Source organism: Kitasatospora sp. NPDC127035, from assembly GCF_042726075.1.
In the GTDB taxonomy this organism is placed as follows: Bacteria; Actinomycetota; Actinomycetes; order Streptomycetales; family Streptomycetaceae; genus Kitasatospora.
In genome coordinates this window covers 30,926-50,492 of the sequence record NZ_JBHXDN010000038.1, presented here as the reverse complement: position 1 = coordinate 50,492, position 19,567 = coordinate 30,926, and the positions used below count along the sequence as shown (strand labels likewise).

Sequence of the window (19,567 nt, the reverse complement as noted above, 5' to 3'; positions counted from 1 at the left end):
AGTCCGTATGACGATATTTCACCCGTCGGGCCCAGCCCGGTCGAGCGGTCCACCGCTCCGGAACGGACGGTCAGTCCGTCCGCCCCGGAGCGGTGGAGGACCGCAGCACCAGCGAGGTGGCGAGCGGCGCCACCGGCGCCACCGGCTCGCCGCGGAGCAGCCGGGCGAGCGCCGCGACACCGGCCCGGCCCAGTTCCTCGCCCGGCAGGTCGACGGTGGTGAGCGGCGGGGCGAGCAGCGCGGCCACCGGGACGTTGTCGATACCGACCACCGAGAGGTCGGCGGGCACCCGCAGGCCGAGTTCGGCGGCGGCCTGGTAGACGCCCGAGGCGACCACGTCGTCGTCGCAGATCACCGCCCGCGGACGGGCCGGGTGCTCCAGCAGCCGGTGGGCGGCGACGCGCGCCGCGGACTGGCCCTCGTTCAGGCTGACGCCCAGTTCGAGCACGTCCAGGCCGAGCGACCGGACGGCCTCCTCGAAGGCGGCCTGGCGGACCCGGAAGGTGTAGGCGGAGTGGGTGGAGCGGAGCCGGCCGATCCGGCGGTGGCCCAGGGCCGCCAGGTGCTCGACGGCGGCGCGCATGCCGCCGGCCACGTCCAGCTCGACCGTCGGGCGGGCGCGGTCGGTGCCCGGGTCTGCGTCCAGGAAGACCGCGGGGGTGTCGGCGGGCAGTTCGCCGAGCTGGCTGTCGTCCGGGGAGCAGATCAGCAGGCCGTCGAACCGGCTGGTGGTGGCGGCCTCGGCGAGGGTCGCGCTCCCCCAGCCGGAGCTGACCACGACGGCCAGGCCGTGCTTGCCCGCCTCCTCGTGGACGCCCTCCAGCACCCGGCCGAAGAACGGGCCGAGGATGTTCGGCACGGCCAGCAGGATCATGCCGCTGCGGCCGAGGCGCAGCTGCCGGCCGGCCGCCTGCGGGCGGTAGCCGAGCCCGCGTGCGGCCTCGCGGACCCGTTCCCGGGTGGCGTCGGAGACCCGGCGGCCCGCCTCCGAGCCGGAGAACACCAGCGAGACGGTGGCCTGGGAGACCCCGGCGAGCCGTGCCACGTCCCGGCCGGTGGGCCGCCGGACGGGGGCCGGCCAGGTACCGGCCGCGGGCCCGTCGCCCTCGACCGCGTGCTCCGGGGACCCGGCACCGGCGGCACCGGGCGGACCCGTCGCACCGGCCGGCGTCCCCGGCGGTACGACGTCACCGGGCCCGGCGTCGTCGGGGACGGCGCCTGGCGTGGCGGGACCGGAGCGGGGCACGTCGGCGGCGCTGGTCAGTTCGGCGCGGCGGCGGTCCGGGCGGACGTGGCCGCCGCCGAGCGGGCGGCGTCGTCGGCCGCGTCCTCCTCGGCGTTCTGGGCGGCGATCTTCTGCGCCGTCCGCGTCCGGATGCCGTCCACCCGGCCGGAGATCTCGGCCGACATGTCGTCGCGCTGCCTGTGCAGCAGCACGTAGCTGAGCGGCGCCGAGACGAGGGCGGCCAGCAGGAACAGGAAGACCGTGCCGGACTGGCCCTTGACCGGGATCACCTGGAAGTGCCCCAGCAGCAGGGCGACCAGCAGGCAGCCGAGGAAGATGGAGACCCGCATGGAGGTGTAGCGGAGTGTGGCGTGCGACTTCTTGCTCACAGTGCTGCTCACCGGGGACACGTCCTTCTCTGCGCGGGGGCTGGCCGGTCTCCCAGTGAAGCATGCCCGGGCGGCCCGCCGGGGAACGGGTCCGCCGTCCCCGGGCGGAAGGCGCTCCGCCGGGGGTGCGGTCAGCGCAGGTCGAGCCACATGGTGACCTCGTCGCGGTCGTCACCGGGCGCGATCCGGATGGCACCCGGGACCCGGCCGGCCTCGGTGTAGCCGCTGCGCCCGTAGAACGACTCCAGGCCGAGCCCGCCGCGCAGGTGGAGCCGCAGACCTGCCAGGCCCCACTCCCGGGCGATCCGTTCGGCCTCGGCCATCAGCACCGCGCCGTAGCCGCGCCCCTGGAGCTCGGGGTGCACCATCACCCGGGAGAGCACCCGCCAGTGCTCCATCAGTTCGAAGCGCATCGACTCGAAGACCAGCAGACCGGCCAGCCGTCCCGTCCCGGCCTCCCGGGCCACCAGCAGCCGGTCCGGCCCGGCCGGCGCGATTCCGGCGAACTGCTTCTCGGCGGTGACCCAGACCTCGTCCTCGGTGACCGGGGGCACGAAGCCCACCGCGCCGCCGGCGTTGCTGGCCTCGGTCCACAGCCGGGTGATCTCGCCGCGCAGACCGGGGTCGAGGTCGGGGTCGAGGGTGAAGATGAGCGTCATGGGCGCGAAGCCTAGTCGCCCCTTACGACATGACCCCGGCGACAGGCCGCCACCCTCCGGGAGGACACCCCGGCAGCCCCCGGCAACCCCCGGCAGTCCGCCCTCACGGTGGGCCACCCTTACGGTGGGCCGTGCTCAGGGTGGGCCGCCCTCAGGGTGGGCCGTGCTCACGAAGGGCCCCTCACGACAGCGCCGGGTCGATCCGCTCCGGCCGGGCCTCCCGGAGCGCCAGGCAGAGGACGACGGCGATCGCGCAGAGTCCCCCGGCCGCGTACCAGGCGAGGTCGTAGTCGCCGAACGCGTCCCGGGAGAGCCCGGCCAGCCCGGCGACCACGGCCGCGCCGATCTGGTGGCAGGCCAGCACCCAGCCGAACACGATCGGTGCGTCGGCGCCGAAGTGGTGACGGCAGAGCGCGACGGTCGGCGGCACGGTGGCCACCCAGTCCAGTCCGTAGAAGATCACGAAGGCCAGGATCGGCGGCTCCGGCGTACCCGCGAACAACTGCGGCAGCAGGAGCAGCGAGAGCCCGCGCAGCGCGTAGTAGACGACCAGCAGCCGGCCGGCGTCGAAGCGGTCGGTGAACCAGCCGCTGGCGACGGTGCCGACCACGTCGAAGACGCCGATCAGCGCCAGCAGGCTCGCCGCCGTGGTGACCGGCAGTCCGTGGTCGTGGGCGGCCGGGATGAAGTGGGTGCCGACCAGGCCGGCGGTGGTCGCGCCGCAGATCGCGAAGGAGGAGGCCAGCAGCCAGAACGCCCGGCTCCGGGACGCCCTGCGGAGCACCCGCAGCGAACGGGCCAGCGCCCGCCCGTCGGTCGCCGGGGCGGGGGGCTCCTCGGTCGCGCCGTACGGGAGCAGGCCCAGGTCGGCGGGCCGCTCACGCATCAGGAGCAGCACCGGGACGGCGACGGCGGTCGCCGCCAGCGAGACCACCACGACGGCCGAACGCCAGCCGTGCTGCTCGACCAGCCAGGCGCCGACCGGCAGGAAGACCAGGTTGCCCGCCGCTCCGGCGGCCGTCAGCACCCCGGTGACCAGCCCCTGCCGGGCCTGGAACCAGCGGCCGGTGATCGTGGTGGCGAACGCGCCGGCCATCGAGCCGCTGCCGAGACCCACCAGCACTCCCCAGCAGAGCACCAGTTGCCAGGGCTCGCGCATCAGCATGGTCAGACCGGCGCCGACCGAGATGGTCAGCAGCGCGCAGACCACCACCAGCCGCACGCCGAACCGGTCCATCAGCGCGGCGGCGAAGGGGGCGGTGAGTCCGTAGAGGGTGAGGTTGACCGAGGTGGCGCTGGATATCGTGCCCGTCGACCAGCCGAACTCGTGGTGCAGCGCATCCATCATCAGGCTGGGCGTGGAGCGGAATCCGGCCGAGCCGAGCAGCACCACCAGCGAGACGGCGGCCACCACCCAGGCGTAGTGCACCCGGGGCGCACGGGCGGCGGGGAGCACCCGGGCGGAACCGGGGGCGGTGGGGCGGGCGGGGGCGGGCGGTTCGTTCACCCGCCAGAGTCTCCCGAAGGGACCGGCGGGCGACGAGGGGCGGGACTGCCGAATTTCGTCGGAATCGGGCCAGTGAGGGGCAGGAACCGGCCGACCGGAACCGGTCGTTCGGCCGGCGGCCCCGGTGGCCGAAAACAACCGCCCCCACGGGCAGATCGGATGACGGCGGGCCGCACGCACCCCGAGCACGGCACGGCCGGCCGCCATCCAACCTCGACGCACGGGCCCTGAACCCGCGCCGCACCCTCCGCACTCGCCAAGGAGCCAGCACACGACGACAGACCGCGGCCCCCCTGCTGACGTGATCCCCCTGGACAGCAGCACCGCAGCGGCGTTCGGGTGTTCCCTCGGCGTCCCCTCGCAACGAAGAGCTGCACCCAAGCGTGATCAGTCGGATACGTCACGTCAATGGGTTGTCCGAAATTCGGAATGGTTGCGTCAGCTTTCGGCCCGACGATCACCGGGCCGCCGCGCGCCCCGTTCGGACGCTCCGTCGGGGCTCCGTCGGGGCTCCGCAGCCGTGCACGACGGCCGGGTGCCGGGTGAGCACCCGTCACTACTGGACCAGCGCGGCCCAGTCCACGGCGGCCAGCGGGTCCGTCGGCCGGGAGTCCGGGCTGATCTCGCACCAGACCCGTTTGCCGGCCCCGTCCGGGTACCAGCCCCAGCGGTCGCAGAGCAGCTCGACCAGCTCCAGGCCCCGGCCGTTGGTGGCGTCCACGTCCGGCCCGGCGTGCCGGGGGGCGGGGGCGGCCTGGCTGGCGTCGGCGACCTCGACCCGCAGCGGGCCGACCGTCGCCGCCTCACGCACCCCGGCGGCCGGTGCGGCCTCGGCCGGGCCCCCGCCGATCGGGAAGCAGAGCCTCAGCACGGCCGGACAGCCGGTGTGCACCACCGCGTTGGTCACCAGTTCGGAGACCACCAGCACGACCGTCTCGGCGATGGGCGCGTCCGGGTCGACGCCGTGGTTGAGCAGCCGTGAGCGCACCCACCGGCGGGCCCGGCCGACCTCGGCGGGGTCCGCCTGCACCGCCAGCTGTACCTGTAGAACCTGCACTGCTCCACCACCTGCACTCGCAGTTCGGCCATCGTCCCGGCCTGGCCTGATCACCCGGCCTGCCCGGGCACACACCGGGCCGCCCATCGGGTCGCCGTCCCCCGGGTCGGCAGCCGCCCGTCGGGCCGCCGCACGTCACACCCGGTACGACGCACCCGCGTCACCTCGTCCGTCGCGCACCGGCCGCGACACGAACACGCCTCAGGATGATTCGGCGGACCGGCCGCAGCAAGCGCTTCGGGCATATTCCAGCGATCGGGGGACAGCGCAGGGCATACTGTCCCGCTCACTCTGGCGAGCCTCGGACCGGCGATCGCTCGGCCCGGCCCGACCGGCCGGGGATGCAGTGGTGAACCTACCGCCGCCCGCCCCCGCCGCCGCTCCCGCCACTCGCGAACCACCCGTGCAACATATGTCCAGCCACCTTCGAACAGGCCCGGCGCGACGGCCGGATCGACGGCAGATCCCACGATCCGACCATCCGAAACCGGCTCCTCCGTTCTTCACCGAATCCCTCCACCGCCCGAACGGCGCGGGATACCGTGGGGCACGTCAGCGGTCCGCACGGCAGGAGGGGTGGTGACCGATGGCCACCACCGACGGCGCCCCTCGCTGGGACGAACAGCTCCAGCGGCGCCTGGCCCGCGGCGAGGAGACCGCCCTCGGCGAGCTGTACGACCAACTCGCGCCGATGGTCCACGGGTTGGCCGGCCGGATACTCGCCGACCAGACGGCCGCCGCCCAGCTCACGCGCGAGATATTCGCCCACGTCTGGGAGCACCCCGAGGCCTTCGACCCGGCCCGCGGCTCGCTCCGCTCCTGGCTCGGCGCACTCACCCACCGCCGCGCCGTGGACCGGCTGCGGGCCCGCCGCGCCGCCGAGGCCGGACCGGCCGCAGCCGGTGAGGACGGCGCCGCCGAGGAGGAGATCCGGACGGTGGCCACCGCCGCCCGCGTCCAGTACGTGGTCGCCTCCCTGCCGCAACCCCTGCGTGAGACCATCGCCGAGTCCTACTACGACGGCCGCACCTACCAGGAGACCGCCCACCGGCTCGGCATCAGCGAACAGACCGCCAAACAGCGGATGCGGCTCGGTCTGGAGCTCCTGGCCACCGAACTCGAAGAGGAACGCTCCCGCCACCGGCGCACCCCGGCGCCGGGGGACCATGGCGGCACGGACGGCCGGGACTGCGGCAACGGGCAGCGGAAGGAGGGCGGGGAGGCGTGACGATCGCCGACGACCGGCACGAGGCCCTGCGCTCCCTGCTCGGTGCCTGGGCCCTCGGCGCCGTCCCGCACCGCGAGGCCGCCGAACTGGAAGAGCACCTGCGGGCCTGCCCGGGGTGCGCCGCGGAGGCGGCCCGGCTGCGCGAGGCGGCCGGCTGGCTCGGCGTGGAGGAGCCCCTCGACCAGCCCGGCCCGCTGCGCCAGCAGGTGCTCGACTGGTGCCTCGCCCGCCGCCCGGCCGACCTGCCCGTCCCGGTCTGGGGCGCGCCCTACACGGCCGAGACCGCCAAGCTCGACGCGCTGCTCCGCGACCTCGGCCCGGAGGAGTGGCAGGAGGTGGCCGAACTCCCCTGGCACGGCGGCACCGAGTACCTGCGGCCGGCCGAGGTGCTCTGCCACCTCGCCGCCGTGGACGGCTACCTGGCCGTCGCCCTCGGCCTGCCCGACCCCGTCCCGGGCGGCGTCGCACCGGCCGTCGCCCGGCGGGTGCCGCCGCAGGAGGCCGTCCCGCCGCTCCCCCGGGTGCCGCCGCAGGGCGTCCCGCGCTGGGCCGGGATCACCGAGCGGACCGCCCGGCTGACCGCCGAGCAGGCCGGGCAGCCGCCGCAGCGGGTGCGCGCCAGGTGGCGCCGGCACTGCCACGAGCTGGTCCGCTCCGCCGCGCTCGCCCCGCAGGGCAACACCCCGGTCGACTTCGGCTTCGCGACCGTCCCGCTGCGGGACGCCTTCGTCGACCGGGCCTTCGAGTGCTACGTGCACGGCGAGGACGTGGCCCGGGCGGTCGCCTACCCGTACGACCCGCCGGCCCCGCAGCACCTGCGGCAGATGATCGACCTGGCCGTCCGGATGCTGCCGTTCGCCCTGGCCGGGCAGCGCGCGGCCCGCCCCGAGCACGCCGGGGCGCCCGCGGGCGCGCCCGAGAGCCGGGCGGAGGGCCGGACCGGCGGCGAGCGGACCGGACGACGGGTCAGGCTGGTGATCGACGGCCCGGCCGCCGGCGAGTGGCTGATACCGCTGGACGGACCGGAGTCCGGTCCGCCCGGGGGCGAGCCGGTGGCCGCCCTGGTGCTGGACGGGCTGGAGTTCTGCCAGCTGGCCGCCGCGCACCGCGACCCGGACCGGGTACCGGTCGGCGAGCACGGCGACCGGGCCGCGATCCGTGAGGTGCTGCGCGCGACGCCGCTGCTCTCGCGGCCCTGACCGCGAACGGCCCCGGCGGTACCGGACCGCCGGGGGCCGGTACCCCGGAGGATCAGGTGAAGACGACGGTGCGCGTCCCGTTCAGCAGCACCCGGCGCTCGCTGTGCCACTTCACCGCTCGGGCCAGCGCCTGGCACTCGACGTCCCGGCCGAGCGCGACCAGCTGGTCCGGGGTGACGTCGTGGGTCACCCGGGCCACCTCCTGCTCGATGATCGGGCCCTCGTCGAGGTCGGCGGTCACGTAGTGCGCCGTGGCGCCGATCAGCTTCACGCCCCGGGCGTGCGCCTGGTGGTACGGCTTGGCGCCCTTGAAGCTCGGCAGGAAGGAGTGGTGGATGTTGATCACCTTGCCGGAGAGCTCCGTGCAGAGGCGGTCCGAGAGCACCTGCATGTAGCGGGCGAGCACGACCAGTTCGACGTTCTCCTTGGCGACCAGGTCCAGCAGCTGCTGCTCGGCGTCGTCCTTGGTGTCCCGGGTGACCGGGATGTGGTGGAACGGGATGCCGTAGCCCTCGGTCAGGTCCTGGAAGTCGGTGTGGTTGGAGACCACCGCGGCGATCTCCACCGGCAGCGCGCCGATCCGGGTGCGGAACAGCAGGTCGTTGAGGCAGTGCCCGAACTTGCTGACCATCAGGACGATCCGGAGCCTGTCCTCGCTCGGGTGGATCTGCCAGTCCATCCCGAACGAGGCCCCGATCGCGGCGAAACTGGCCCGGAGCTTGTCGGCCGTCACCGGCTCGACGGCGGAGAAGTGCACCCGCATGAAGAACAGACCGCTGTCCCCGTCACCGAACTGCTGGCTGTCGATGATGTTGCACCCGGTCATGAAGAGGTAACTGGAGACCGCGTGGACGATGCCCTGCTTGTCGGGGCAGGACAGCGTGAGGACGTACTGGGCGCTGGCCGGCTGCTGTTCCACGGTGGTGGTGTCCCGTCCTGAGCTCGTGCGAGTGTGAATGGTCCAGCGTTTCACACTCCGGGACGGGCCCGGTCCGGCTGCCCGCACTCCAAGACGGGCCTGCGCGACGGGCCCCGGACCCGGCCCGACGGGGCGCGGACCGCTCCCCGGACGGGCCTCAGACCTGGGTCAGGATCCGCAGCACGTCCAGCGAACGCGGCGGGGCGTCCGGGTCGTCGCCGTCGCCGGCCGCGAGCCTGACGTGCGCCTCGCGGGCCGCCCGGACCGCCTCCGGCCAGTCCTGGTGCGCCAGGTACGCGGAGGTCGGGGCGTCCGCACCGACCTGGTGCAGGATCTGCACCACCCGCAGCACCGCCACGTCGACCAGCGCGGCCTCGGCGGAGTCCCGGAAGATCGTTCCGACGTACTTCTCGGCCGACCAGCGGTCCAGCCAGGTGTCCTCGACCAGCCGGTAGACGGCGTCGGTCACGTCGCCGTACCCCTCCCGGCCGGTCAGCCAGGTGTCCTGCTGGAACCCGGGGTCGGAAAGCATGTGGAGCGCCGAGCGGAGGCGGGCCCGCCAGCGCCACCAGGGCAGGTCGTTGAGCGACATGCCGCCCATCGTGCTGGAGCGGTGGCCCGGACGAGAAGGGTTTCGGGCAGACCGATACGAAGAATCTGTGCTGGCGGACATGAACGACGATCGTACGTTCCCCCACCGTTCGTACTCCACTCCCGCTCTACACGCGTCCGTGCCCCGAGTTCTGCTGTCGTTTCCCGTCCGTTCGCTTTTCGGCCCTCTCGGCTTGCGGCGTCAAGGCTTGGCTGGTCCCCGTGCGCAGTACGGCGCCCAGGGAGGGAAGACCGATGACCGGCCGACGAGGCTCGTCCCAGGACATGCACCCGAACGCGGGACGGCGCCGCCGGCGCCCGATCGCTGCCGCCGCCACCACCGCGGCGCTGCTCCCAACCCTCTTCTCGGCCTCCGCGTGCGGCGGACCGGCCGACGCCGCCACCGGCAGCGGCGAACTCACCGTGATGACGTGGGCCCCGGCCGACACCGGCGCGGCCGACCGCCCCGGGATGACCGCCCTGGCCGAGGCGATCGGCCGGGACATCAACCTCAAGGGCGGCCTCCACGGCCGCCGGCTCCGTGTGATCACCTGCAACGAGCACAACAGCTCCGACGGGGCCAAGGCCTGCGCGCAGCAGGCGGTGGACGCCAAGGCGGTCGCGGTGATCGGCTCCTACAGCCAGTACGGCGACGACTTCATGCCCGCCCTGGAGCGGGCCGGCATCCCGCTGATCGGCGGCTACGGCCTCTCCCAGCCGGAGTTCAGCAGCCCGCTCTCCTACCCGGTGGGCGGCGGCATGCCGGCCCTGATCGGCGGCAGCGGCCGCCAGCTGGTGGAGGCCGGCTGCAAGGCGGTCGCCCTGATCCGTCCGGACACCCCGGCCGGTGACAACCTGCTCGGGTACCTGGGCAACGCGCTCAAGCCGGCCGGGATCAAGCTGCTGGACGTCAAGGCGCCGGAGAAGTCCAACGACTACAGCCCGACCGTTCGCAAGGCGATCGGCACCGACCAGCCGGGCAACTGCGTCACCAGCGCGCTGGGCGCCGAGCCGACCGGCAACCTGCTCGACGCCTACCGCCGGGTCGGTCCGAAGAACACCCGGATCGCCTCGGTGATCGGGAGCGTGCAGCAGTCGGTGGTCAACTCCACCGGCGGCGACTCCGGCCCGCTGTCCGGCGCCTTCGTGACCGGCTGGTACCCGCCGGAGTCGGCCAAGGTCTGGGACGGCCTGCGCGCCGTGATCCAGGCCGACACCGCCAACGGCCGGACCATCGACGCCGCCGACCCCGGGGTGCAGACCACCTGGGTCGCCTACCAGGTGTTCAGGCAGATCGCCGAGCGGCTGAACGCGGCCGGCCGGCCGATCGGCAGCAAGGCCGTCTCCGCGCTGCTGGACAGCGGCGAGCAGATCGACGTCGGGCTCACCCCGCCGCTGAACTGGGGCACCACCAACATGCTGCCCAGCACCGAGTCCCCCCGGCTGGTGAACACCTGGGTCACCTACCAGGTGGTCAAGGGCGGCCAGATGACCCTGCAGCGGCCCGGCTTCGTGGACGTGCGCTGGGTCCTCACCGGGGGCAAGCCGCCGGCCTGACCCACGCCCGTCCCGGAGGGCCCGGACCGCCCGGTCCGGGCCCTCCGGCGTGCCCGGGCGCCGCGGGGCGGTCCGGCGGGGGCGGTCCGGCCGCGGACGGCTCAGAGGTCGCCGTCGGTGCGGGTCGGCAGGCCGGTCTGACCGGCGACGGTGTTCCAGAGCCCGGCCGCCTGCTTCTTGGCGGTGGTGGCGGTGCCACTGGCCTGCACGGCGTTCTTGTAGTGCTGGTTATCGGTCTTCTTGGGCTCGCAGCCGCCCTGCGCGTCCCCGGCCCAGGCCGCGTACTCGTCGTCGGCACCCGCCGAGGCCTGCCAGGCCGCGTTGAGCTGCTCGACCAGCTGCTGACCACCGGGCAGCTTGTCCGTCTTCAGCGCGGCGAGCTTGGTCTGCAGCTCCCGCCGCTGGCCGGCGGCGGCCGTCAGCGCCTGCTGCGACTCGGGCAGCTTCTCGCACTTCTGCACCGAAGCGACCGCGCTCACCACCGCCTGGCGGCTGTCGTTGGCGGTGCCCAGCAGGTCGGAGAGCGCCTGCGCCTGGGCCTTGACCTCGGGGCTGACGGTGGCCGTCGACGGACCGGCGGTCGGGGTGGGGCCCGCGCTGCCGGCGGCGGCGCCGCCGGTGGCCACGGGGGTGGCCTTCGGCTCCTGGCCGGTCGGCTCGTCCTTGTCCATCAGCACGGCGACCAGGACGGCCGCCGCCAGGCAACCGGCCACCACCGCGCCGACGATCAGCTTGGTGGACGAACGCCCGCCACGGCCGCCGCCCGGGCCCCCCGGGGTCTCCTGGGTCGGGTGCTCCCGGTACTCCTGCCCCGGGTAGTCCTGCGCGGCCGGCGGGTAGCCCTGGTAGCCCGGCTCGGGCTGGTGCGGGTACGCCTGCGCCGGCGGGGCGTAGCCGGGCCCGGCGGCCGGGTAGCCGCCCGGCGCCGGCGGGCCGCCGGTCGGGTACGGCGGCAGGTACTGCGTCGCCGGGGCCGGGTCGGGCTGCGGCGTGCCGGGGTAACCGGGCTGCGGCGCACCGCCCCAGGTGCCCGACTGCGCGGGGATGGCCTGGGTCGGCAACGCGCTGTCGCCGAGGTACTCGGGCTGCCCGGAGGGCCGGCCCGGCTGCGGGTGGCCCTGCGGGGGGCCGGCGAGCTGGCCCGGGGGCACCGGGGGCTGGCCCTGCGGCTGCCCCTGCTGCTGGCCGGGCTCCGGGCGGAACAGGTCGTCCAGGTTGAAGTCACCCGAGTTGGGGTACGAGCGGCGCTGGCTCAACGCGATTCCTCACCTGTGCAGGACCGCGCGCTGACGGCGGACCACATCTCGTCGGTTCTTGGGAGCATCACAGTTCCTTGGACGTCGCGCCCACGCTACCGGTTCGACGAACCGGCCGACCACGTGGGCGGTCCGTCCCTCACCGACCCTGCACGCGCCCCGCCGACCTTCCGCTCAGGCGGCCTCCGCCTCGGCCCGGGCCTGGAACTCGCGGACCACCCGCTGCTCCCGGAACGGCTCCAGCCTGCGCCGGAACTCGTCCAGGTACTCCACGCCCCGGTTGGACCGCAGCCCGCTCAGCAGCCGGACCGCCTGGGCCCCGGTCTCGCAGGCCCGTTCGACGTCCCGCTGCTGCAGCTGCGCCGTCGCCAGCAGGACCAGGTCCACCGCGCGGCGCCGGACCCGGGTCGGCGGGTGCAGGTCGAGCGCCCGGCGGGCGTAGTGCTCGGCCTGGCCGGCCTGTTCGAGGTCGCGGTGGCAGTGGGCCAGCTCGTCCGCGAGGTAGGCGTCGTCGAAGTGGACGATCCAGTCCGGGTCGTCCTCCGGGCGGCGCTTCTCCATCATCTCCAGCGCCTTGGCGGCCACCGCCTCGCAGGCCCGGGCGTCGCCGAGCAGGGCGTGCCCGCGCGCCTCCGCCGCGAGGAACATCGCCATCGCCGTCGGAGTGGCCACCGAACGGGCGCCCTCCTGGGCGGCGCGGGCGAGCTGGGCGATCTCCCGCGGGTTGCCGAGGGTCGCCGCCAGGTGGCTCATCGAGGCCGCCAGCACGTACCCGCCGTAGCCGCGGTCGTCGGCGGCCTGCGCCAGCCGCAGCGCCTGGATGTAGTAGCGCTGGGCCAGGCCGGGCTGGCCGGTGTCCACCGCCATGTAGCCCGCCAGCTCCGTCAACCGCGCTACCGCGGCGAAGAGTTGGCGTCCGGTCTCCTCGCGGTAGGCACCGCCGAGCAGGCCGGAGACCACGCTGTTGAGGTAGTGCACCACCACCGGGCGGACGTGGCCGCTGCCGAACCTGTGGTCCAGGTCGACCAGCATCGCGGTGGTCGCCTTGATGGCCGCGACGTCGGTCGGGCCGACCCGCGTGCCGCCGGTCCGCGCCACCACCGGGTCGGGCGGGGTGATCAGCCAGTCCCGGCTGGGCTCGACCAGGGCGGAGGCCGCCACCGTCGCCCCGGTCAGGAAGTCCCGGCGGCCGACGTCGCTGCGCCACAGCTCGCAGACCTGCTCCAGTGCGGCACCCAGCGTCGGCGCGAACTGCAACCCGATCCCGGAGCTGAGGTTCTTGCCGTCGGCCATGCCGATCTCCTCGACCGACACGCTCCGCCCCAGCTTGCGGCCGAGCGCCTCGGCGATCACCGCCGGTGCCTGCCCCCGCGGCTGCTGGCCGCGGAGCCAGCGCGCGACGGAGGTCTTGTCGTAGCGCAGGTCCAGGCCGTGTTCGGCACCGCAGAGGTTGACTCTCCGTGCCAGACCGGCGTTGGAGCAGCTGGCCTCCTGGATCAGCTGCTGCAGACGCTCGTTGGGCTGTCGTGCGACAAGTGGTCTCGCGGCCATTGGCTTCGCCTCCCCACACCCTCCGGTCCGGCCGGCGGGCGACGCTTTCTGCTGATCTCTGTTGCCGACTGTCCGACCGTCAAAGGAATCTGACATCAGGTTAGCGATCAGCAACGCCAGCGGGATACCCACGGTGACGATCCCCACCCCCCACGCGCCCGGGAATATGCTCCCGTGCGCCCCCACTGCGCCCACCTCGCCTCCCCCCGGCGCTCTTCCACACGGTTCGCCTCACCGGTTCGGGTGAATTGCCCCCGCCCGGCGGAACGTCCCGCACCGGACCGTAACCAGCCTCACGCACGGTAGTTGAGCAGCCCGTGGAAGACACCCCCGACTCCCCCGACCAGGGCGGCAACGCCGGACTGCCCCCGCTGCTCATCGAAGCCGTCGGCTACGCCGAGAACCGTCACTGGGAGGTCGCGCCGGGCGCCTGGCTGATCGACGGTGACGGCCCGGCCCGCTGCTCCTGCGCGGACCCGCGCTGCCCGCTGCCCGGCGCCCACCCGATCGACTCGGACTGGGCGCGCAAGGCGAGCGCCGGGCCGGGCGCGGTGCGGCGCTGGTGGACGGAGCGGCCGGAGGCGTCGATCCTGCTGCCCACCGGCCGGTCCTTCGACGTGCTGGACGTGCCGGAGGTGGCGGGCTGCCTGGCGCTGGCCCGGATGGAGCGGATGGGCCTCCAGCTCGGCCCGGTGGTCGTCGCCCCGGCCTCGTCGGGGCGGTACGGTCGGCGGCTGCACTTCCTGGTCCTGCCGGGCGTGGCGGCCAAGCTGCCGGAGATGCTCCGCAAGCTCGGCTGGCCGACCGGCCGGCTGGACCTGGTGGCCCGCGGCGAGGGGGACTGGACGGTCGCCCCGCCGTCCCGGGTCGGCCCGACCGGGTTCGCCCAGTGGGCCCGCTCGCCCTCCGCGCTGAACCGCTGGCTGCCGGACGCCGCCGAGCTGATCAGTCCGCTGGCGTACGCGTGCGGCCGCGAGGCGCCCTCGCTCCCGGACCGCTCGGCCCAGCCGGCGGCGGTGCGCTGAGCCGCCCGGCCGAGCAGCCCGCCGGTCGCCCCCGAACGGCCGCCCTACGCCTATCGGGTGAGGGCGCGCGATGCGCGAGACCCCGCGCGCGAGTGACGGGCCTTGTCTCCCACCGGAGACGGGGCCCGTCATACGCATGTCCGGATAAGGCTTCGGTGTACCCGCTGGTCACAGGCGAAAGCCCCTCGTACGAGTGACAACGCTCAAGGATTGCCATGATCGACCGAGGGGAGGAATCCACCTGTGAGGGGCCGCAGGACGGGGCGCTCGGACGGGGAAGCCGGGCGAGGCGGAGCGGGAGGGACGGAGGGGACGGGAGGGAGGCGGGGGCCGTGTCACCGGCCGGGTTCGGGGAGGCCGGTGGCACGGAGGGCAGGTGAGGGAGGGACCAGCAGGGCCCGGTGCTCGGGGAAAGCACCGGGCCCTGTCGGCCGTCCCGGACCAACCGGGACGGGGCCGACAGGGCCCGGGCTGACTCGCGCCCCGTCGGGGCGCCCCGTCAGGGCTGCGCGACGAACACGTGCGCGGCGATCTCCTTGCCCAGCTCCGCGGCGTTCTCCCCGGAGCCCACGAGCACCCCGCCGACCCCGGCGGTGACCCGCACCGTGGAGCCCGGCCGGACCCCGGCCCGGCGCAGCGTGCGCATGAGGTCGCCGTCCATCTGGATCGGCTCGCCGATCCGGCGGACGATCACGCTGGCGCCGTCGTCCCCGGGCTTCACCGAGTCGAGCGGGACGAGCCCGGCGTCGAAGCCCTCGCCCTCGGCCTTGGCGTCGCCCAGCTCCTCCAGACCCGGGATCGGGTTGCCGTACGGGGACTGGGTGGGGTGGCCGAGCATGGCGAGCACCTTGCGCTCGACCGTCTCGCTCATCACGTGCTCCCACCGGCAGGCCTCCTCGTGCACCTGCTCCCACTCCAGTCCGATCACGTCGACCAGCAGGCACTCGGCGATGCGGTGCTTGCGCATCACCCGCACCGCGAGCCGTCGTCCCTCCTCGGTGAGTTCGAGGTGGCGGTCGCCCGCGACCTGGAGCAGTCCGTCGCGCTCCATCCGGCCGACCGTCTGGCTCACGGTGGGGCCGCTCTGCTCCAGGCGCTCGGCGATCCGGGCGCGCATCGGGGTGATGCCCTCCTCCTCCAGTTCCAGGATGGTGCGAAGGTACATCTCAGTGGTGTCGATCAGCCCAGACATCGCCGCTGGCTCCGTTCCTCGGTGTCCTCATCGCCAATTCTGACCTACCGGGCCGACGACCGGGCCCGCGCAAGGGTCCCGGGCGTGGGTTTCGTGGCTGTTGACAGCGGCCCCGGTGAGGCAGCACGGTGCTCGCCGTAGCTTTCTCCATCGGCGGCCCGGACCTCCGGAGCCGCCCCACCCGGCCGGCTCCCCCACCGGCAGAGAGCGAAGGCAGCAGATGAGCGAGCTGGTCGGCCGGTACTTCGACGCCGCGATCGCCCACCTCCAGCGGGCCCGGACGGAGGAGGCGGACACCATCGAGGCGGCTGCCGCCCTGCTGGCCTCGGCGATCTCCGAAGGACGCAGAATCTTCACCTTCGGCGCCGGCCACTCCTCGCTGGCGGCCCAGGACGTGGTCTACCGGGCCGGCGGGCTGGTTCCCATCAACCTCCTGGAGGTCCCCGGGATGGCCGGGGTGACGGTGATGCCCGCACCGCTCTCCAGCGCGCTGGAGCGGGTCTCCGGACTGGCCACCACCACCCTGGACCTGACCCCCGCCACCGCCGGCGACCTGCTCTTCGTGATCTCGCTCTCCGGCCGCCAGGTGATGCCGGTCGAGCTGGCGCAGCACGCCCGCGGCCGGGGCCTGCGGGTGATCGGGCTCACCTCGCTCGCCTACCCCGGCGAGGTCCCCTCGGCGCACCCGTCGGGCACCTACCTGAAGGACCACTGCGACGTCGTCCTGGACAACAAGATCGCGGTGGGCGACGGCGAGCTGACCCACCCGGGCGCCGAGGCCACCTTCGGGCCGGTCTCCACCATCGTCACCAGCGCGCTGATGCAGGCCGTGGTCGCCTCGGCGGTGGGCCGGCTGGCCGACGCCGCGGCGGCCGGCGACGGCGCCGCCCCGCCGCTCTTCCGCTCCGGCAACGTGCCCGGCGGGACCGAGTGGAACGCCAAGCAGATGGCCGACAACACGGACCGGATCTTCTACACCTACTGAGTCGGGGCTCCGGCGCTCGCGGGGCCCGGGGCGCGGGCCCGGCCGGCGCGCGGGCCCGGCGCGGGCCCGGGAGATGCGGCTCCCGGGCGCCGGCGCGGTCGCGGGAGCACCGATATACGGGACAAACTCCGGCGGTTTCCCGGCCAAAGCGGACGGGCCGGGGCCCGCGCAGGCGTACCGGCCCGGCCGCCGGGGCAGGACAGCGTGCGACCGGAGCGACTGGTGGGGGCCGAGCATGGCGTCGGGTGCGGGGCCGCTGGCCCGGGTGCAGGAGCGCGAGCTGCTGCCCGAACTGTTCTGGGCCGCCGACTCGGCCTCCCGGCAGGGGCAGCGGCGGGCCGTCCGGCTCTCCGCCTGGGAACTGGTGCTGCTGGTCGCCGCCGCCGCGGCCGGCTCCGCCGACGGCGGCCTCTGGGCCTGGCTCGCGGCCGCGGCCTACCTCGGGGCGATCTGCCTGGCCGTGGTGATCAGCCGGCAGAACCCGCAGGGCCTCTGGTACGAGGGCCGGGCCGCCGCCGAGTCGGTGAAGACCCTCGCCTGGAAGTTCGCCGTCCGGGCCGACGCCTTCCAGCCGCCGCCGCGCAGCCTGCCGGACGCCGAGGGCCTCTACGGCTTCCAGCTGGGCCGGGTGCTGAACGCCTTCCGGGACAGCCGCGCGGTCGGCCCCGGCCTGGGCACCCGGCCCGCCGACACCCAGATCACCGAGGCGATGCGCGGGCTGCGGGACCAGCCGCTGGCGGTCCGCCGGGACGTCTACCTGCGCGAGCGGATACGGGTCCAGCACGACTGGTACCGGTCCAAGGCGCGGTACTGCGCCCGGGCCGGGTTCTGGGCCGGTGTGCTCGGTGTGGTGCTGCCGCTGCTCGGCCTGGTGCTGGCGGCGCTGCGGGCGATGGGCGAGTTCTCCTACGACGCGCTCGGTACCGTCTCCGCCGTCGCCGCCTCGGTCGCCGCCTGGGCGCAGCTGCGCCAGTACCGGCCGCTGGCCGCCGCGTACGGCCTGGCCGCCCACGAGCTGGAGCTGATCAGCAACCAGCTCGCCCGGCTGGACGTGGGTTCGGCCGACGCCGAGGAGCTCTGGGCCCGGCTCGCCCGCGACGCCGAGGACGCCGTCTCCCGCGAGCACACCACCTGGCAGGCCCGCCGCGAGGTCCGCGGCACGACCGACCGGGACCACTGAACGGGCGGTCGACCGGGCCCGGCGCCCGGATCGACCCGCCGGGGCCGCCCGGGGATCAACCCACCTGAATCCGGGCCGGCCCGCCGACCGGGGCCGCCGGCCGACCGGCCGGACCCCGAGAGCCGAGGAGGTCGTGCGTGGCGCTACGGATGGTCAAGGCGGCGGACGGCCGCGCACTCGCGGTCGAGACCCACGGCGACCCGCGCGGTCGCCCGGTCTTCCTGCTCCACGGCATGCCCGGCAGCCGGGTCGGCCCGCACCCGCGCAGCACCGTGCTGTACCGGCTCGGCGTCCGGCTGGTCTCCTTCGACAGGCCCGGGTACGGCGACTCCACCCGGCTGCCCGGCCGCCGGGTGGCCGCCGCGGCCGTGGACGTCCGGACCATCGCCGACGATCTCGGTATCGACGCCTTCGCGGTGCTCGGCCGTTCCGGCGGCGGTCCGCACGCGCTGGCCTGCGCGGCGCTGCTGCCGGAGCGGGTCACCCGGGCCGCCGTCCTGGTCGGCCTGGCCCCCCGCGACGCCGCCGGTCTGGACTGGTACGGCGGGATGACGCCGTCCAACGTCCGGGCGTACCGGGAGGCCGAGCGCGGGCACGACCGGATCGCCGCCGGCATGCTCTTCCGCTCGCAGCAGATCCGGGCCGACCCGGTCAGCCTGCTCAAGGGGCTGCGGCCCGAACTGCCGGCCACCGACCGGGAGGTGGTGGCCGACACCGGGTTGCGGCGGATGCTGCAGAGCAACTACCGGGAGGCGTTCCGGCACGGCGCCGACGGCTGGATCGACGACGTGCTGGCCTTCACCGCCGGCTGGGGCTTCCAGGTCGGGGACATCGGGGTGCCGACCTGGCTCTGGCACGGCGCCGACGACCAGTTCTCCCCCGTCGACCACTCCCGCTGGCTGGCCGACCACATCCCCGGCTCCGAGCTGTTCCTGGAACCCGGTGCCGCCCACTTCGGCGCGTTCCGGGTGATGGCCACGGCTCTCAACTGGGCGGCGGGCCGGGCTCCCGGCGGGTGACCGGCGTCACCGGGGGGTGACCGGCGTCACCGGGGGGTGACCGGCGCGACCGGCGTCACCGGGGGGTCGCCGGCCAGGACGGCGAGGACGTTGTCGACCGCGAGGCCGCCCATGGCCTGCCGGGTGCGGACGGTGGCGCTGCCGAGGTGCGGCGCGAGCACGGCCCGGTCCTGGGCGAGCAGCGCGGCGGGGACGGCCGGCTCGTTCTCGAAGTTGTCGACGGCGGCGGCGAACAGCGCGCCGGACTCCAGGGCGGCGGCGAGCGCCTCCTCGTCGACGACTCCGGCGGTCATCGACACCACCACCGCGCCGGGCGGCAGCAGGGCGAGCCGGCGGGCGTCCAGCAGGTGCCGGGTGGCGTCGCCGAGCGGGCAGGTGACCACCAGCACGGTGGAGGCGGCGAGCAGGTCGTCCAGCGGCAGCCAGTCGGCGCCCTCGGCCTGCTCGGGCGGCAGCGGGTGGCGGTTGTGGTAGCTGACGGGCATGTCGAACGCGCGGGCCCGGCGGGCCACCGCCCGGCCGATCCGGCCCATGCCGAGGATGCCCAGCGGGGTGCCGGCGAGTTCCAGGCCGAGCATGAAGGTGGGGGCCCAGGCCCACGGCCGGCCGGAGCGCAGCAGGCGCTCGCCCTCGCCGAGCCGGCGGGTGGCGGACAGCAGCAGCGCCCACGCCATGTCGGCGGTGGCGGCGGTGAGCACGCCGGGGGTGTTGGTCACCAGGACCCCGCGGTCGGCGCAGGCGGCGAGGTCGATGTTGTGGTGGCCGACCGCGTGGTTGGCCACCACCCGGAGGCCGGGGCCGGCCGCGTCGAGGAGTTCGGCGTCGACCACGTCGTCGAGGGTGGTGATCACGGCCGTCCGGCCGCGGACGGCGGCCAGCAGTTCGGCGCGCGGCAGCGGCAGTTCGGAGTCGTGCACGGTGGCCGCGTGGTGCGCGGTGAGCCGTTCGACGACGCCGGGGGCGAGACGGCGGGTGACCAGGACCGGAGGCTGCTCGTTCATCAGGCCCGAAGCATACGCGGCGGGCCG

General features: G+C 74.8%; 18 protein-coding genes. 7 read left to right on the top strand and 11 right to left on the bottom strand.

From position 1 onward, the window contains the following. Positions 1–70: 70 nt before the first annotated feature. From ACFWIC_RS24745 to ACFWIC_RS24725, 5 genes are all read right to left on the bottom strand, one after another. On the bottom strand, positions 71–1,045 hold the full coding sequence (locus ACFWIC_RS24745; protein ID WP_380357529.1) for a LacI family DNA-binding transcriptional regulator: 975 nt from the start codon (positions 1,043–1,045) through the stop codon (positions 71–73). A gap of 215 nt (positions 1,046–1,260) precedes the next feature. Further along, on the bottom strand, positions 1,261–1,626 hold the full coding sequence (locus ACFWIC_RS24740; RefSeq protein WP_329883277.1) for a DUF4229 domain-containing protein: 366 nt from the start codon (positions 1,624–1,626) through the stop codon (positions 1,261–1,263). Positions 1,627–1,745: 119 nt separating this feature from the next. Beyond that, complete coding sequence (locus ACFWIC_RS24735) at positions 1,746–2,273, bottom strand: GNAT family N-acetyltransferase (RefSeq protein WP_329883276.1); 528 nt, start codon at positions 2,271–2,273, stop codon at positions 1,746–1,748. A 181-nt stretch (positions 2,274–2,454) separates the two neighbouring features. After that, positions 2,455–3,780, bottom strand: coding sequence for an MFS transporter (locus tag ACFWIC_RS24730; RefSeq protein WP_380520033.1), 1,326 nt, complete (start codon positions 3,778–3,780; stop codon positions 2,455–2,457). Positions 3,781–4,336: 556 nt separating this feature from the next. Further along, a complete protein-coding gene (locus tag ACFWIC_RS24725) occupies positions 4,337–4,837 on the bottom strand; it encodes an ATP-binding protein (protein ID WP_329952960.1) in 501 nt (166 codons plus the stop codon). Positions 4,838–5,423: 586 nt separating this feature from the next. Here ACFWIC_RS24725 and ACFWIC_RS24720 point away from each other — a divergent pair. Continuing rightward, positions 5,424–6,065, top strand: a complete 642-nt coding sequence (locus ACFWIC_RS24720; RefSeq protein ID WP_329952959.1) for a sigma-70 family RNA polymerase sigma factor — start codon at positions 5,424–5,426, stop codon at positions 6,063–6,065. Then, positions 6,062–7,264, top strand: a complete 1,203-nt coding sequence (locus tag ACFWIC_RS24715) for a zf-HC2 domain-containing protein (RefSeq protein ID WP_380520032.1) — start codon at positions 6,062–6,064, stop codon at positions 7,262–7,264. Before ACFWIC_RS24720 ends, ACFWIC_RS24715 begins: the two co-directional genes overlap by 4 nt. Positions 7,265–7,316: 52 nt before the next feature. Here ACFWIC_RS24715 and purU read toward each other — a convergent pair whose 3' ends face one another. After that, positions 7,317–8,183: a formyltetrahydrofolate deformylase gene (gene purU / locus ACFWIC_RS24710; RefSeq protein WP_329883272.1), complete on the bottom strand. Its 867-nt coding sequence runs from the start codon at positions 8,181–8,183 to the stop codon at positions 7,317–7,319. Positions 8,184–8,340: 157 nt separating this feature from the next. Further along, a complete protein-coding gene (locus ACFWIC_RS24705; protein ID WP_329883271.1) occupies positions 8,341–8,856 on the bottom strand; it encodes a hypothetical protein in 516 nt (171 codons plus the stop codon). Between the two features lie 173 nt (positions 8,857–9,029). On the opposite strand from ACFWIC_RS24705, the gene ACFWIC_RS24700 reads away from it, so the two are divergent. Continuing rightward, positions 9,030–10,331: an ABC transporter substrate-binding protein gene (locus ACFWIC_RS24700; RefSeq protein ID WP_329952957.1), complete on the top strand. Its 1,302-nt coding sequence runs from the start codon at positions 9,030–9,032 to the stop codon at positions 10,329–10,331. Positions 10,332–10,432: 101 nt separating this feature from the next. Here ACFWIC_RS24700 and ACFWIC_RS24695 read toward each other — a convergent pair whose 3' ends face one another. Together ACFWIC_RS24695 and ACFWIC_RS24690 are read right to left on the bottom strand one after the other, a co-directional pair. Next, positions 10,433–11,587, bottom strand: a complete 1,155-nt coding sequence (locus ACFWIC_RS24695; protein ID WP_380520031.1) for a hypothetical protein — start codon at positions 11,585–11,587, stop codon at positions 10,433–10,435. A 174-nt stretch (positions 11,588–11,761) separates the two neighbouring features. Next, entirely contained in the window at positions 11,762–13,138 is a 1,377-nt protein-coding gene (locus ACFWIC_RS24690; RefSeq protein WP_329952955.1) for a transcriptional regulator, read from the bottom strand. A 317-nt stretch (positions 13,139–13,455) separates the two neighbouring features. On the opposite strand from ACFWIC_RS24690, the gene ACFWIC_RS24685 reads away from it, so the two are divergent. Then, positions 13,456–14,163 (top strand): bifunctional DNA primase/polymerase, encoded by a 708-nt coding sequence (locus ACFWIC_RS24685; protein WP_329883268.1) that lies wholly within the window; start codon positions 13,456–13,458, stop codon positions 14,161–14,163. Positions 14,164–14,662: 499 nt separating this feature from the next. On the opposite strand, the gene ACFWIC_RS24680 is transcribed toward ACFWIC_RS24685, so the two are convergent. After that, on the bottom strand, positions 14,663–15,355 hold the full coding sequence (locus ACFWIC_RS24680) for a metal-dependent transcriptional regulator (RefSeq protein WP_329883267.1): 693 nt from the start codon (positions 15,353–15,355) through the stop codon (positions 14,663–14,665). A 220-nt stretch (positions 15,356–15,575) separates the two neighbouring features. Between ACFWIC_RS24680 and ACFWIC_RS24675 the strand changes: the two genes are divergently transcribed. From ACFWIC_RS24675 to ACFWIC_RS24665, 3 genes are all read left to right on the top strand, one after another. Then, positions 15,576–16,340: an SIS domain-containing protein gene (locus ACFWIC_RS24675; protein WP_380520030.1), complete on the top strand. Its 765-nt coding sequence runs from the start codon at positions 15,576–15,578 to the stop codon at positions 16,338–16,340. 235 nt (positions 16,341–16,575) lie between these two features. Beyond that, positions 16,576–17,520: a DUF4231 domain-containing protein gene (locus ACFWIC_RS24670; protein ID WP_329883265.1), complete on the top strand. Its 945-nt coding sequence runs from the start codon at positions 16,576–16,578 to the stop codon at positions 17,518–17,520. A gap of 149 nt (positions 17,521–17,669) precedes the next feature. After that, positions 17,670–18,539 carry an alpha/beta fold hydrolase gene (locus ACFWIC_RS24665; protein ID WP_329953014.1) on the top strand — a complete coding sequence of 290 codons (870 nt, stop codon included), beginning with the start codon at positions 17,670–17,672 and terminating at the stop codon, positions 18,537–18,539. Between the two features lie 26 nt (positions 18,540–18,565). Here the strand turns inward: ACFWIC_RS24665 and ACFWIC_RS24660 are convergent, their stop codons facing one another. Then, positions 18,566–19,540 carry a D-glycerate dehydrogenase gene (locus tag ACFWIC_RS24660; protein WP_329952952.1) on the bottom strand — a complete coding sequence of 325 codons (975 nt, stop codon included), beginning with the start codon at positions 19,538–19,540 and terminating at the stop codon, positions 18,566–18,568. Positions 19,541–19,567: the final 27 nt, after the last annotated feature.

What these genes read in the sequence shown, in the direction of transcription:
- ACFWIC_RS24735 (WP_329883276.1), bottom strand. Translation starts at nt 2,273, where the DNA reads ATGACGCTCATCTTCACCCTCGACCCCGACCTCGACCCCGGTCTGCGC.
- ACFWIC_RS24720 (WP_329952959.1), top strand. Translation starts at nt 5,424, where the DNA reads ATGGCCACCACCGACGGCGCCCCTCGCTGGGACGAACAGCTCCAGCGG.
- ACFWIC_RS24705 (WP_329883271.1), bottom strand. Translation starts at nt 8,856, where the DNA reads ATGTCCGCCAGCACAGATTCTTCGTATCGGTCTGCCCGAAACCCTTCT.
- ACFWIC_RS24700 (WP_329952957.1), top strand. Translation starts at nt 9,030, where the DNA reads ATGACCGGCCGACGAGGCTCGTCCCAGGACATGCACCCGAACGCGGGA.
- ACFWIC_RS24690 (WP_329952955.1), bottom strand. Translation starts at nt 13,138, where the DNA reads ATGGCCGCGAGACCACTTGTCGCACGACAGCCCAACGAGCGTCTGCAG.
- ACFWIC_RS24680 (WP_329883267.1), bottom strand. Translation starts at nt 15,355, where the DNA reads ATGTCTGGGCTGATCGACACCACTGAGATGTACCTTCGCACCATCCTG.
- ACFWIC_RS24675 (WP_380520030.1), top strand. Translation starts at nt 15,576, where the DNA reads ATGAGCGAGCTGGTCGGCCGGTACTTCGACGCCGCGATCGCCCACCTC.
- ACFWIC_RS24670 (WP_329883265.1), top strand. Translation starts at nt 16,576, where the DNA reads ATGGCGTCGGGTGCGGGGCCGCTGGCCCGGGTGCAGGAGCGCGAGCTG.
- ACFWIC_RS24665 (WP_329953014.1), top strand. Translation starts at nt 17,670, where the DNA reads ATGGTCAAGGCGGCGGACGGCCGCGCACTCGCGGTCGAGACCCACGGC.
- ACFWIC_RS24660 (WP_329952952.1), bottom strand. Translation starts at nt 19,540, where the DNA reads ATGAACGAGCAGCCTCCGGTCCTGGTCACCCGCCGTCTCGCCCCCGGC.